The sequence below is a fragment of the Mucilaginibacter sp. P19 genome, assembly GCF_050632265.1.
GTDB classification, from domain to species: Bacteria; Bacteroidota; Bacteroidia; order Sphingobacteriales; family Sphingobacteriaceae; genus Mucilaginibacter; species Mucilaginibacter gossypii.
In genome coordinates this window covers 1,932,775-1,947,488 of the sequence record NZ_CP192586.1, presented here as the reverse complement: position 1 = coordinate 1,947,488, position 14,714 = coordinate 1,932,775, and the positions used below count along the sequence as shown (strand labels likewise).

11 protein-coding genes and 1 pseudogene are annotated in these 14,714 nt (G+C 43.3%); 3 read left to right on the top strand and 9 right to left on the bottom strand.

The features are described from left to right. The first annotated feature begins 19 nt into the window (after positions 1–19). A complete protein-coding gene (locus ACQ86K_RS09305) occupies positions 20–946 on the top strand; it encodes a hypothetical protein (RefSeq protein WP_091171468.1) in 927 nt (308 codons plus the stop codon). On the opposite strand, the gene ACQ86K_RS09300 is transcribed toward ACQ86K_RS09305, so the two are convergent. Genes ACQ86K_RS09300 through ACQ86K_RS09280 form a run of 5 tightly spaced genes read right to left on the bottom strand, consistent with a single transcriptional unit; the run spans position 943 to position 4,373 of the window. Beyond that, positions 943–1,206 carry a hypothetical protein gene (locus ACQ86K_RS09300; protein ID WP_091171466.1) on the bottom strand — a complete coding sequence of 88 codons (264 nt, stop codon included), beginning with the start codon at positions 1,204–1,206 and terminating at the stop codon, positions 943–945. The genes ACQ86K_RS09305 and ACQ86K_RS09300 overlap by 4 nt on opposite strands. A gap of 19 nt (positions 1,207–1,225) precedes the next feature. Then, on the bottom strand, positions 1,226–1,504 hold the full coding sequence (locus ACQ86K_RS09295; protein ID WP_091171461.1) for a hypothetical protein: 279 nt from the start codon (positions 1,502–1,504) through the stop codon (positions 1,226–1,228). Beyond that, positions 1,501–2,898 carry a radical SAM protein gene (locus ACQ86K_RS09290; protein WP_091171458.1) on the bottom strand — a complete coding sequence of 466 codons (1,398 nt, stop codon included), beginning with the start codon at positions 2,896–2,898 and terminating at the stop codon, positions 1,501–1,503. Before ACQ86K_RS09290 ends, ACQ86K_RS09295 begins: the two co-directional genes overlap by 4 nt. Further along, positions 2,891–3,643, bottom strand: coding sequence for a prolipoprotein diacylglyceryl transferase (locus ACQ86K_RS09285; RefSeq protein WP_091171455.1), 753 nt, complete (start codon positions 3,641–3,643; stop codon positions 2,891–2,893). The genes ACQ86K_RS09290 and ACQ86K_RS09285 overlap by 8 nt, the downstream gene beginning before the upstream one ends. Positions 3,644–3,665: 22 nt before the next feature. After that, on the bottom strand, positions 3,666–4,373 hold the full coding sequence (locus ACQ86K_RS09280) for a carboxypeptidase-like regulatory domain-containing protein (RefSeq protein WP_091171451.1): 708 nt from the start codon (positions 4,371–4,373) through the stop codon (positions 3,666–3,668). Between the two features lie 160 nt (positions 4,374–4,533). Between ACQ86K_RS09280 and ACQ86K_RS09275 the strand changes: the two genes are divergently transcribed. Both ACQ86K_RS09275 and ACQ86K_RS09270 read left to right on the top strand, forming a co-directional pair. After that, positions 4,534–6,519, top strand: a complete 1,986-nt coding sequence (locus ACQ86K_RS09275; RefSeq protein ID WP_431200236.1) for a M1 family metallopeptidase — start codon at positions 4,534–4,536, stop codon at positions 6,517–6,519. Positions 6,520–7,199: 680 nt separating this feature from the next. Next, positions 7,200–11,843 (top strand): T9SS type A sorting domain-containing protein, encoded by a 4,644-nt coding sequence (locus tag ACQ86K_RS09270; protein ID WP_431200235.1) that lies wholly within the window; start codon positions 7,200–7,202, stop codon positions 11,841–11,843. Between the two features lie 264 nt (positions 11,844–12,107). Here ACQ86K_RS09270 and ACQ86K_RS09265 read toward each other — a convergent pair whose 3' ends face one another. The 4 genes and pseudogenes from ACQ86K_RS09265 to iscX all read right to left on the bottom strand — a co-directional run bounded on the left by ACQ86K_RS09265 (position 12,108) and on the right by iscX (position 14,625). Beyond that, entirely contained in the window at positions 12,108–12,755 is a 648-nt protein-coding gene (locus ACQ86K_RS09265) for a DUF4136 domain-containing protein (RefSeq protein WP_431200234.1), read from the bottom strand. Between the two features lie 211 nt (positions 12,756–12,966). Then, entirely contained in the window at positions 12,967–13,539 is a 573-nt protein-coding gene (locus ACQ86K_RS09260; protein WP_431200233.1) for a Maf family protein, read from the bottom strand. Between the two features lie 171 nt (positions 13,540–13,710). Further along, positions 13,711–14,232, bottom strand: coding sequence for a KdsC family phosphatase (locus tag ACQ86K_RS09255; RefSeq protein WP_090524424.1), 522 nt, complete (start codon positions 14,230–14,232; stop codon positions 13,711–13,713). A gap of 149 nt (positions 14,233–14,381) precedes the next feature. Then, positions 14,382–14,625, bottom strand: a pseudogene (gene iscX / locus ACQ86K_RS09250) (Fe-S cluster assembly protein IscX). Between the last annotated feature and the right edge of the window lie 89 nt (positions 14,626–14,714).

The following is a 14,714-nucleotide window of genomic DNA, read 5'->3' as shown; positions in this document are numbered from 1 at the left end:
GATTATTTATTTTAGCCGTATGAGTAAACGCGTTGCAGTAATGGATTTAGGTACCAATACCTTCCATTTATTGATTGCCGAAGGGGACATCCATAACTATCATGAAATTGTACATATTACTGAAGCTGTTAAGTTAGGAGAGGGAGGCATTAACAAGGGGTATATTTTGTCTGATGCTTTTCAGCGCGGCATAAATACCATGCAACACTTTCAGAAACTTATACAGGCCAATAATGTTGACGGTGTTAGGGCGATAGCAACTTCGGCCTTGCGGAGCGCATCAAACGGCAAAGATTTCATCAAAGAAGTTAAGGCCAAAACAGGCATTGGTATTGAAATTATTGATGGCGAACAGGAAGCCGGTTTTATTTATAATGGTGTAAAGTTAAGCGGTTGCTTATCGGCCAAAAACTCCCTGATCATGGATATTGGCGGAGGCAGCGTTGAATTTATTTTGGGCAACGCCGATAAGATCCTGTGGAAACAAAGTTTTGAAGTTGGCGCGGCACGCCTTATGGACCAGTTCCACCGTACCGATCCTATTCCGCCGGCATCTATCGAGGCTATGAATTTATATCTTGAGGATACACTGAATGATTTGTTCATTGCCACTACAGGCATTGAAATTGACACCCTTGTTGGCTCGTCGGGCTCATTTGAAACTTTTGCAGGATTGATTGAAACAGAAAAGGCCCAGCCCTTTGATTTAAAGAGTATTCAGCATTATGATTTTGATGAGGAAGAACTGTTAACCATCACCAATAAACTCATCCTCTCGAGCCATAAAGAACGTTTGGGTAATCCGGGGATTATCCCGGTACGGGTTGATATGATTGTAGCTGCATCGTTAGTTACCCGTTTCATTATGCATGCGCTGGATATTCATAAGGTGAGTATGTGTACCAATTCGTTAAAAGAAGGGGTTTTGGCGGGGATGTTAACCTAAATGGAGAAAACAACCCAGCATGACGAAAAACCGATCAGCAGAACAACAAGCGCACTAAACAAAAATTCTTTTCTCAAAGCAAAAATTGCCAATATTAGGCACAGTACTACGTGCAAAAAAATAAAAATCGCTTCAGCTAATATAATAAGCTCCTCATTAGCAACCCATCTGAAATATATGGTATAAGCTACCAATATCGATAGATTGATACCTACAACTATCATTTTTTTGCTGCCAGGGTCTTTCTTCTGCGTTTCCATTATAGCAACTTGTGAGATACTAAATCCTTATCATTGCAACACACGTTGAAAAACCAATTACTAAAACCAGTAAGCCGCCTAAAAACCAACTCCACTTACGGAAATACAATGAAAGTATAATACAAACAATCACCTGGGCAACCATTAGCAGCCCAGCTATTACACCGCCATCGGTCAGCAGACTAAGCAAGGTATAACCAACAAATACTGCCAGGTTAATTCCGACTATCTTGATTCCACCTTGGGGCTTGTTGCCAGGAAGCTGATTGGGTGGTTGTAATTGTTCTTCCTCTGTCATACCAAAATTTCTCCTCTTAATTGTTCAAGATATTCCCGCTTATCGTCCCTGTAAAAAATGTTCATGGTTTCAAAAGGGATGATCTGCATGTCTTTATTTACGATGTGCACACATGATTTTTTGATAGCCCGAACATCAAAATTCTGCGCATCTATAAATTGCATAATGATCACCCTGAACAGGTTATCATAGCTTAAACTTGGCGCGTCAATTTCAGGCAGGCAGCATAACAACGAGTGCAGGTGTTCTTTAGCTTTATCAACCGAATTACCTGTGCTGAACATATTAAGCAGATGGCCCTTCAGGCGTTCATCGTTTTCATAAACAATGGTATTTTTTGAGTTATCCAACAGGTCATCCGGGTTTATCATCCGGGTCAGCGGAATCACTTCGCCTCCAAGCTTAAGGGCATAACCCATCACCAGGGCATCCGGGTTACAAGGTACCGGGATCAGGTCGTTTTTATTGAATACACTGGTTTGTTCAAGTATCGCGTTACGTACTTCGGTTAGGGTGTAACGGTCGGTTTGTTCATTAAAATTCTCTAACCTGCCGGCCTGTTGCGTAGGCTGAAAAGTTACGCCGCGAACACAGGGTTGCTGCAACGCGTATTCAATAATTGCACCTAATTCATCGGTATTTAAACCTTTTTGCAAAGTGACTACCAACGTTGTGGACAGATTATACTTATTGAGATTTTCAATAGCCTTCTGCCTTACTTCGCGCAAATCCTCACCGCGCAACTGCTCAAGTGCCTCTTTTTTGAAAGAATCAAATTGCAGGTAAATCTCAAAATCGGGCATGTATGTGGCCAGCCGCTTTACAAAATTTTCATCTTTAGCTATGCGGATGCCGTTGGTGTTTACCATTAAATGCTTAATAGGCTTTTTCTTGGCAATATCCAGGATCTCAAAAAACTGCGGGTGCACCGTAGGTTCTCCCCCGCTGATCTGCACCACATCGGGCTGACCTTCATTTGCCACTACAACATCCAGCATTTGTTCTATTTCGGTCAAAGTGCGGTGCCTGCCGTAGGTGGGCGATGACATGGCATAGCAGGTAGGGCAGCTTAAATTACACCTGTCGGTTACTTCAACAACGGTAAGGCACGAGTGCTGCTCATGATCCTGGCACAAGCCGCAATCATAAGGGCAACCATAATGCATTTTGGCATTGAACTTAAGCGGCATCTCACTTCGCTTTGCATAGTTGCGACAGTTTTTATAATATTCCACATCTGTGGCAATCAGCACCTTTTCAAAACCATGCCGGCGGCAGTTTTTAAGCATGTAAACCTTATTATCCTCAAAAACAATCTTGGCATCAACCCGTCGTAAACAGGTGGAGCAAATGCTTAACGTAAAATCATAGTATATATACGGGCGTTCAGGCATGGTTTGCAAACAGCTTTTTAGGATATAAAAATACTTTATAATAATACAAAATACCGGCGAGAGAAACTAACTGAATTACCGATAAACCAAAACCAAAAAAGTAATCGGGCTTAATAAATTCAACCAGTAGCCTGAAAACAAGGTAACTTGCCATGAATACTTTAAATCGCGCGCCATCGGCAAAACGATAATTTTGTTCAATGAGTTTGAGTACAACCCAAAGCATTCCCCAAAATACAATTTCATATAAATTAGTAGGATGTCGGTGGATGCCGTCACCAAAATCAATAGCCCAGGGCAGGTTGGAGGCTATGCCATAAGTCCCATCTTCCAGCCCGGCCAAAAAACACCCGGTACGGCCAATAACCATAGCCAGGATCAACGGATAAACCATCAAATCGCCAGATGACGCGGTTACCCCCAATTGTTTTTTGGTAAGCTCAACACCTATCAATCCACCAAGCATCCCACCCACTATGGTTTTATTGCCCATAATATAGATGATATTGAAATGCGAGAACAGCAAAGGTGGGTTCTCAAAGATCCCTACAAGGTGCGAGCCAATAAATGCGCCTGCCGCTGCACCGATAAATATGATAAGTCGATGTTCGGTACTGATCTTATCGGCAGTATGTTTCCGCAACCAGGCATAATACTGATAACCTAAAAAGTACGACAGTGTCTCGCAAATAAAATGTACGGGAATTGATGAATTGCCTAAAGGTAGATTTACAGGAAAATGCAAGTTTAGCTTTTATAATAAAGCCCTAAAATATGTTTTTTATTTTATGCCACAGGCGATGAATAAAAGAATGACGCACAAATACACCTCCTACCACAACAAATTGTTCAGTTAGCGGTTCCGGCTCTAATTCTATTTTTATTTGCGACCTGTCAGCTATGTCGGCAAGCCTTATTTCCTGTGTCTTAAAACCGATAAAGCCAACAACAAGGGTATCTGTCTCCGAAAGTTCCAAAAACTTAAATTCGCCATCAACATCAGTGCTTGCACTTTCACCGTTTTTACAATGGACTGTAGCGCCGGGAATCGGAACATTAGTCCCTTTTTCGGTTACAAGGCCTTTTACTAATATTTGAACACCGGTAGGGACAGGTATGAGCAAGTTGCTTTTACGTTGAAACTCTCCTTGCTCAAGGTTGTGCCTGGTTTTGGCTTCAGCTTTTTCAAGTTGGGTTAAGCTTATTATTGCTGCTGTCAGGATACCAATCCATGATAAGGATCGCTTTTTATTTGCGCCAATACCCGCATTAATTTCAATCAGCTGCATTTGGCCAAATCTGCCGCAAACATTATCCTTTGCCGAAAGAAGTTTAATGATCTCGTCATTGCTCATTACCGTAAAATCGATAACCATTTTGCAGCAGTGATAACAATAACGACCGCTGTTAGCGGGCACCATCTGTGACCATTGCTCGTGGCAGGGTTTAGGTATGCTGATTTGTTGAATAGACATTATACCGACGTTTTAATTGATAAATATATTAATTCATCCGGGTGATTAAGCAGTTTATTACAATGATGCTACCAGGCATAAAATTCCATAATTATTTAAAACTTTTTTAACAAACTGTTTTCCGGCCATCCTTTGTATATTGGGTGCTTAAATGCACACCATGAAATTAAAATTTATCGACATTGGTTTACTGTCGATTTTAGCACTCAGCGCATCGGCGCAAAAAGGGAAACTCAATCCAAACGATACTTCATCAAACTACAACCCGTCGGCGGCTTTCTCGCCTATGTTTTATACCGAAAAAGGTAACGATTTCCATTCGGCTAATGGCGCACCCGGTCCAAGGTATTGGCAAAACCGGGCAGACTATAATCTGAAAGTTGCCCTGGATACCGTTAAGAAAACAATCAGCGGTACGGTGGTGATCAACTATACCAATAACAGCCCGGATGCATTGCCTTACCTTTGGCTGCAGCTTGATCAAAATACTTATAAACAGGATGCCCGCTCTAACTTCTTCACAGACCATACCCCCGGTGTAGATCAGCATACCAGCGGTTACCAGATAGAATCCGTTTCGGTTGATAATGGCGATGTAGTTAAACCCGTACCATTTGTAATTACAGATGCCCGCATGCAGGTACGCCTTGCACACCCGCTGCAAAAGGGGGCAATAAAACTGCGTATTAATTATCATTACACCATTCCCGGTGCCTTTGGAGGCCGTACTGATTATTGCGATACCAAAAATGGCAAGATCTACGAAATTGCACAGTGGTTTCCGCGCATGTGTGTTTATGACGACAGTCACGGCTGGGATACCCTACCATTTCTGGGCAGCGGTGAGTTTTATTTAGATTATGGCGATATAGATTATTCGGTAACCGTTCCATGGGATATGATCGTAGCGGGATCGGGCGAATTGCTTAACCCTAAAGAGGTATTGACAGCTAAACAAATAGTCCGCTTAGACCAAGCCCGCAACAGTGATAAAACCATCATGATCCGTGATTTGGCCGAGGTTAATGATCCTGCCAGTCGCCCGGTTAACAAGGGTACCCTCACCTGGCATTTCAAAATGCTCAACACCCGCGATGTTGCCTTTGGTGCATCAAAAGCTTACATATGGGATGCAGCAAGGGTTAACCTGCCTGGTGGTAAAAAATCATTAGCAATGAGCGTTTACCCGGCCGAAAGCTATGGCAACGATGCCTGGGGCCGGGCTACCGAATATCTCAAAAAATCAATTGAATACTTTTCGGAAAAGTGGTTTGTATATCCTTACCCGGTTGCTATTAACGAAGCCGGTATTGCCGGCGGCATGGAATACCCGGGTATTGTGTTTGACGGTATCACCGATAAAGGCAGCGTGCTTTACTGGGTAACCGCGCATGAGATAGGCCATAACTGGTTCCCGATGATTGTGGGATCAAATGAGCGCCGCTATGGCTGGATGGATGAAGGCCTGAACACCTTTATCGACATTTATGCATCCGATGCCTTTAACAAGGGTGAATATGCCCCTAAACGCGATAGTGAATACGCTCCCGGCGGCGGCAACCCTGCCGATGAAATTATCCCCTCACTGCTTGATCCGCAATCGCCAAGTATTATGACCACTCCAGATGCCATCCCCGAAAAATACCGCCATCCGCTTACCTACTATAAGCCGGCATTTGGCCTGGTATTGCTGCGCGAGCAAATTTTAGGGAAAGACAGGTTTGACTACGCCTTTAAAAACTACATTAACCAGTGGGCTTACAAACACCCACAACCTGATGATTTTTTCCGTTCGATAGAGAATGGGGCGGGCGAAGACCTTTCCTGGTTTTGGAAGGGTTGGTTTTACAATAACTGGCTGGTTGATATAGCGCTTATCGACGCGAAATATGAAGGTAAAGATTCATCCAAAGGTATCACCATCAAAGCTGTAAACAAAGAGCAGTTGCCCATGCCGTTTACTGTTGAGGTAAAATTTAAAGACGGCAGTAAGAAACGTTTTTACCTGCCGGTTGAAACCTGGCTGCAATCCGGGCAAATCACTTATACACTGCCTACTAAACAGGAAGCTGAATCGGTAACTATTGATCCCGACAACGCCCTGCCTGATCTTAACCGCGGCAATAACAGCCAAAAGGTTAAATAAAGCATATAATGCCAGGTGTTCAATTTTTAAAGTGGAACACCTGGCGTATTTTCTTAAAAAAACAAATACTGATTATCAAATACTTGCATTTTACACACAACACAAATTGAACACATACGTATTGATAATCAGAATATTACAATTCCGCACCACAAAAAGTTGAACACCCGCTTTTTAAAAATTGAACACTTATCCAACGTCGCTCTGAAACACCCATGTAACATATAGTCATCGTTACATTAACCGGTATTCGGTTGACTAAAGTCAATGGTGATGATTATTACGGGACATATTACCCCAATCAAATCTGAACAGTTTTTACCGGCAACAAAAATCCTCACTCCTAACAGGAATATTTTTAAATATTTATCGTTACCCGGTGATTAATTAGTCCTTACTGTAAGTTAACAGCCTGCTTATTGATTAAAAGCATAGTAGAAAATATTCCCCAAAATGTGTAAACAATAATCAATAATTAATTTCTCTAAATTTTCCATTTTTTCAATAAAAAACATCACAACCGATGCCATTGGCAACACAACCGCATATTTGAGTTGAAATTTGTACTTTATTCCGGTTTTATTGAACCAGCATCATTATTGATATTACTTGCCCGAAACCCTATTAATTTGAAATCACAATTACGCTGCGTTTTATTTACCGGATATCTGCTATGCCTGATGAGCGCAGTTGCGGCCCAGGAAACCAGCGATAACCTTACCTACTATTACAATAACTTTGAAACTTCCTCTGCCGGTACTATAACATCATTAGGAGCAACCGGGGTTGGGAATGCCACCCGCACAAGTTCGTCGGTTACCATAGATGCATCAACTACAAGTCCTTTAAACGGCTCGGTAAGCCTGCGATCCGCGGTACCTGCAACCAACGCCATAAGCGCTATCAGGTGGGATTTTGTCGGAAGCGGCACATCAGGGAGCGTAGATCTGACTCAGAATGATTTTGAGTGGAATTTCATTTATAAAAATAATAGTGCAACCGGCCCGGATGATCCCGATGCGATGGCTGTAGGTAATAATTCATGGCGCTATTGGCTTATTGCCAACGGGTATACAGCCAATACCATGCAGGGCATTTATATAACCCATACCGGTACAACACTCAGTTTAAGGTATAGGTATGACTCAAATACCGGGACGGGCCGTTACAATGAGCTGCTGAATGCCACCATGGCCAACGACCAGCAAACCTACATGATCAAAGTGCAACGGTTGAAAGACGGTCGTTGGGCAATATTTAAAGATGTTTTTGTAACCGGCATGACCACAGCCAAAACCCTTGTTGCTTCAAGTACAAGTACAACTGGTAGCGGGTTCAGCAGCTATTATTATTCCTATCTTGAATCAACATGTACTACTGCCGGCAGGTTTCAATGGGATAATTTTGATATGTACACCCGTGTACTCCAATTTACCACAACGGACGCAAACGGAACGGCAAATAATGTTACACAGCCGCCTTACTACGCCGGCGAAAGCGTAATCCTTTACGGGTTAAAAATAATATCAAGAGGCAATTTCGTTATCAACCAATTGGTACTGAACACGTCAGGCTCCGGGTTCGAGGCATATTTCAATGGTTCAGGAAGTCTCTACCGTTCAGATGATTCCTATTACTCCACATCAACAGACGCACTGATAAGTTCAGTAACTTACACCGGCAACGCTATACAAGATTATAGTGTGGGCGACCTTATCTCAAGCTCGGGCAATACAGATGGATCCTACTCTGTCCCCGGTTATTATTTTTATACAGGTACAGTAAAAAGCCAGCTAAACTATGGCAGCAGCCCTACAGGCACTATTACCGTCACCAGTATTAACACCCTTACGGGGAATGGAAACAGCTCAGCCATTACTTATACAGGCCCATCCTCAAATGGTAATACTATAACTTTTGATGATGCCATTGACTGGACAGGCGCATATGACAGCAACTGGAATGATACCCGTAACTGGAGCCCAGCAACTATTCCTACTACAAGCTATGCGGCACGCATAGGCGTTGTTTCATTTTATAACCAGCCCATCGTTCAAAGCAGTGTGCCTAATGTAGCTTTCCTGATATTAGGCCCCTTAAAAAGTACAATGAGCGGAACCCCATCTATTACATTAACCATCAAAGATACCTACTCCCTTACGGTTACCGGCGCCATCACGCAAAATCACAACAGTAGTGCCGGCGGCGTGACAACAACCATTACCGGTACAGGTACTGGTACATTAAACTGTAGCTCATTTGTAGTTGGCGATAATACCACTCCTCCTACGCCTACAAGAAGCGTCAGCCCAACATCCAATACAACCATAATAAATACAACGGTTCCGGTATTCAATATCACCAATTCGTTAAGTTTAAACACTACCTCCTCGGCATTGGGAACCTATACATCAGGATTACAAAATTACTCTGTTAATAACGCCACGTTCCATCTAAATTCGGGAATATTAACAATAAGTAGTATAGCTACCACAAATTCAAGCTACGTAAACATGACCAGCGGGGGTCTTACTATTACCAATGCGGCTCTCGTTGATATGGATACTGGTACCGGGGCTACTACTTTAAACTTAACAGGCAATACCCCAATAAGTGCCGCTACAGGTGGTACTATCGATTTCACCACCGGCGGCAGCGGCACCGGACTCGTTAACTACGCAGCTACTTCGGGCACGCAAACTGTACACGCTACTAATGACAGCTTTATAGGTACAACCCCCTCCAACTATGATAACCTCACCTTATCAGGGGCGGCAGCCAAAACTGTCGACGGCGGCGCGCTAACCGTAAGCGGAAACTGGATCACAAGCGGGGGTGCAATAGGCCTTAACACGAACAACCCTGTTATAACTGTTACAGGAACCTGGAGCAATTCGGCAAACGTAACCCAGGGTTCTGGCAATATTAGTATTACTGGCAACACTACTAACAGCGCTGTTATTACAGGCGGGGCGGGCACACTAACCTTAAATGGCGATTACACCAACACGGGTACGTTTACGGCAGGCACCGGAACAGTGTTTTTTAGTAAAGCAGGCGCTCAATCTCTTACAGACAACAGCACCAACGGCACAAAATTTAATAATGTTACTGTTAATGGCAGCGGTATAAAAACCATGTCGGGCACCGGTAAATTCGCGGTATCATCCTCGGGTATACTTACTATGGGCGGTACAGCTACCCTTGCTGCCGGCGGTGTTTTAACGTTAAACTCCGATGCAACAGGCTCAGCCACTGTAGATGCTATTCCTTCCGGCACAGCAATTACAGGCAATGTAAACGTACAGCGTTTTATAAGCGGCGGCAATTCATATAACCGGGGGTACAGGTTACTTTCATCACCCGTTAATACAGGTTCATCAGCCAAGGTAATCAGTATAAATTATCTTAAAAACTCATCATGGATAACCGGCACTACAGGCACAACGGGCGGCTTTGATAAATCGGGCAATCCCACAATTTATTGCTTCAGGGAAAACATAGCCTCGTCGCAAGCGTCTTTTACAGCCGGTAATTTCAGGGGCATCAACAATATCAACTCCCCGCCAACTTATATTTTTGATACCGACGGCTCACATACCATACCTGTCGGAAACGGCTTCCTTTTCTTTTTCAGGGGAGACAGGACAGCCGCCGATCTTGCAACTTCAACAACCGCAAGCTATGTACCCACCAACACCACTTTAACAACAACAGGTACATTAAACACAGGTGACATTACAGTAACCAACTGGTACAGCGGCACAACCAGCCTCTTGTTCAGCAATACTACAGGCAGCCAGGTTAACGGATATAACCTGGTCGGAAATCCTTACGCAGCCACCATCAATTGGGAAAAATTTAACCGCAGGGGCACAACAACAACCGTTTCCGCCACATCCTCAATTTACGGGGCCGGTTTCCCCTCAGAGGTATCTTCGGCTGCAACCCTATCTGCTCCGGGCAAAATATGGGTTTACAATCCAAAAACAAAGCAGTATGCCAGCTACATGCAAAAGGCCACTGCTATATCTACAGCAGATACGACTACCAATATTAACCCCGGTATTTCGAGCGATGGCTATGCAAGTAATATGATAGCCAGCGGGCAGGCGTTTTTTATACAGGCTACCTCAGCTTCGCAATCATTAACTTTCAGGGAATCGGCGAAGTCAACAACGCAACCAACGGCATCAAATCTGATAGCCTTATTAAGTGCCCCTGCTGATAAGGGCTTACAGAAACTGGCGGCCACAGCTGCCGACATGGACATATTGAAGGCTGCCGAAGCACAATCAGCAGCATCACAACAAACTTCATCATCATTGGCCGAACCGATATTAAGGCTGCAAATGATAAAGGACTCCATTAATACCGATGATATTGTTATTGCATTTAATAACGACGCCAGTACAGCATTTGAAAATAGTAAAGATGCGGAAGACCTGGGCACCAATGGTGCACAAATAGCCTTGTCGGCCCTGTCAAGCGATAGCGTTAAAACCGTTATCCATCACCGGCCTTTCCCCAAAAAGCAACAGGAGATCATTCCCCTAACGTCTGACGCTACCTCATCGGGGCCTTATCAATTAAAACTAAGAGCACTTAGCAACGTACCTGCCATTTATGAAATATGGCTTAAGGATAACTTTACTAAAGACTCGTTGGATCTTAAACACAACAACATTTACAGCTACAATATTGATAAAAGTACCCCGGCTACTTTTGGTAAAAAACGTTTTCAGCTGATATTGCGCCAATCACCTGCATTGGGCTTGCGGCTGCTTTATTTTAATGCCGTAAAAGCAACCGGCGGAGCTAAAACAACCTGGATTGTTGAAAATGAGGCAAACTACACCACATTTACGCTGCAAAGAAGCACAGATAACGGCAAAACCTGGGAAAACCTGGATGTGATAAAATCGAACGGTTTGGGAACTTACTCTTATACTGACCCTAACCCGGCAAAAGGCTTAAATAATTACCGTGTTCAGTTAACTGATTTAAACAATGATATCAGCCTGTCAAAAGAGCTGCCATTAATGTATGCCAATACAAAAAATAACATAAGCAATAGCCTGCTTACGATATATCCAAACCCTGTAACAGAAACATTAAACCTAACCATAGGGCAAACCAACGCTTCAGCAAACTATAATATTCAGTTAACCAACAGCAGTGGTGTGATACTGAAGGCAGTAAATATCACACAGCTTTACTGGAAAAACAACGTAACCGGTTTAGTGCCGGGTACATATATTATAAGAGTTACCGATAATAAAACCAAACAGTTGATTGGCACCGGTAAATTTTTAAAACAATAACAAGCGATTTGCGCATATGAAAAAAAGTTCTTTTTAACCGCCCTTGTTTTTGCGGCCGGCACCTTAAGATGTTTTGCCCAGTTAGATAATCCCTGTGATAATGCCGATGGCGACGCTAACTGCCCGCTTGATGCCTGGGTTATTGTTTTAGCCGTAGCTGCCCTTACTTTTGCTGTAACCCATTTATACCGCAAACAAAAATCCCTCCAGGCTTAGCGCCCGAAGGGATTTTTGCATTAGTTCAATAATTGATCAGCAAATTTCTTATGCTTTTTTCATTGGCACCTGGTCTTGCTGTACCTGGTTAAGCTGTAGTTGTTCAATAATACCGTTAACTACTTTGGGCAGTTCCTTTACAGTTTTTTGCGGGTTGTGCAGTTCGCCAACACCAAAACCACGCCATACCAGTTTGCGCGATTTGGTATCCATAATGTCAATAATCAGGGTACCTTCTTTGTAAGGCACACGGGCATAACCGCCGCCGCCATAACCGTAACCATAAGGATATCCCCAACCCCAACCGCCATAGCCATAAAACGGACGATAGCCCCAGCCAAATCCTAAACCGAAGCCCGGGTAACCGCCATAGTAATAAGGATAAAACTCAGTTTTCATTCCCCTGCCGGTAACTGTGGTATAGCTTACCAACAGATCGGGGTTATTTTCCTGAAATTTTAACCCCTTGTTTTCCAATGCCGAAATAGCCGCGTCCTTAACCCTTTCATCAGCCACTTCCTTCTTAACAACTGCGCCGGCTTTATTGGTCATGGTTGCAGGAGGTAGCCAGGCAAATGTACGGTAAGCGGATAAATCTGTTTTGTTTCGGGCTGCGGTGTAATAGTTGTAACTGCTGCATGCAGACAAGGCAGCCACCAGCAGTAACACCAGCCCTGTATTAATAGTTTTTTTCATGACAAATTACTCCCTTTATTTAATACGTTAGACTATGCAGGAAACAAAGGTTTAAATTAAATAATTATTTATTTAATTGTACCGGAAAAAACACGCTTTATCAAAATTGACGATGTTTAGCGAAACTGTAACGACGAATAAAATGGTTTGCGAAAGGCACAAGTAATCCCCGCACATGCAGCCGCACAATACTTGCGCCTGCATGTGAAATCTATTTGCTTAAGTTAAGCAATTGTGCATAAACCTTTTGGGTAGGTAAACCAACAACGTTGGTATATGAGCCTTCAATCCGTTCGATGCCTATCAGGCCTATCAGCTCCTGGATGCCGTATGATCCGGCTTTGTCAAGTGGCTGGTAATTATCTACATAATTACTGATCTCGGCATCAGAAAGCTTGCGGAAGAGCACTTCGGTAAGATCATAGAAATTGTTATAACGCCCTTTATATAACAAACATACACCGGTAATAACCTGGTGTACACGGCCCGATAACATTTGCAGCATTTCGATAGCATGTGCGCGGGTTTCGGGTTTACCCAATATCAGGCCATCAATACAAACTATGGTATCGGCAGTAAGCACAACCTCGTCTCCTACCGTTTCATCAAATGCTTCTGCTTTTTTACGGGCTATATGCAAGGCAACCTCTGTTGGGGTAAGCCCATCGGGGAATGACTCATCAACCTCTTTAAGCACAACCCTGAAATCAATATCCATAAGCCGGAGCAGCTCCTGCCGTCTTGGCGATTTTGATGCGAGAATTACGGGTGGGATGATGTTCATATTTTTAGTTCATGGTTGATGGTTCATAGATCATGGTAGCTGCATTGATTAGTCCGTAGCAAATGGTTCATAGATCATAGTAGCAACAAAACTATTTATAACCATGATCTGCCGGGTTTATTCCATGAACCATGATCTATAGATTATCGACTATGGACTATGGACGAAACCCTACCAGCTATACGCCTGTTTGCTCATCCATTTATCCTGAACCTTGAGCACTTTTTCAATGATATCGCGGGCACAGCCTTTGCCGCCGCCGTAGGGCGATACATAGGCGCTAACTGCTTTGATCTCTTCAACAGCATCGGCAGGGCAAACAGGCAGGCCTGCAAGCTTCATCACTTCCAGGTCAGGAATATCATCGCCCATGTATAAAACGTTGGTGGCTATTATGCTTTTTTCTTCCAGGTAAATCTTGAACCTTTGCGATTTGGTATGTGTACCCATATACACGTCCTGGATGCCAAGGCTGTTTAACCTGTACATGGCACTTTTTGAGCGGCTGCCCGATATGGCGCAAACATTATAACCGCATTTAACAGCTAACTGCAGCGCGTAGCCATCTTTAATATTAAAGGCGCGGCTTTGTTCGCCAGCTTCCGTTACAAAAACAGACCCGTCGGTCAAAACGCCATCCACATCAAAAATGAGGGTAGTAATATCTTTTAATTTATTCAGGAATGATTCCATGGTTATGATTACACCGATTTTGTTTCGTGATCCCACCGATTTGTTGAGGTGATTTCACCGATTTTTTGATTACAGAATGTTTGCTTTGTGCTAAACTGCTAATCGCAAATTTAAAACTGCAAACCGCCGGCTCAAAACTGCCAACTGAATTATTGATTATCCCGCCACTCGTATACCCAGGCCGATTGGATCTGCTCCAGGTGGCCTTCGTTTGACTCGGCACGGGTACCGGCAAAATTAGGCAGGCTCAATACCCATTCCAGCAGTTCGGTAAAACGGATGCGGTATATTTTTGATCTCGTCAAAATCGTCACCAAACTTTTCATAAAGTTCAATGGCAATATCTTCATAATCATTCCAGTGAATTGGTAAGGCAAATTTATTATCGCTCATTTTTGTTGATTTTACGTACTACCCGGGGGTTACGCTAATACGTTGTAAATTATACGTTTTATTTATTGTTTAAACGGATTGATGCAAAT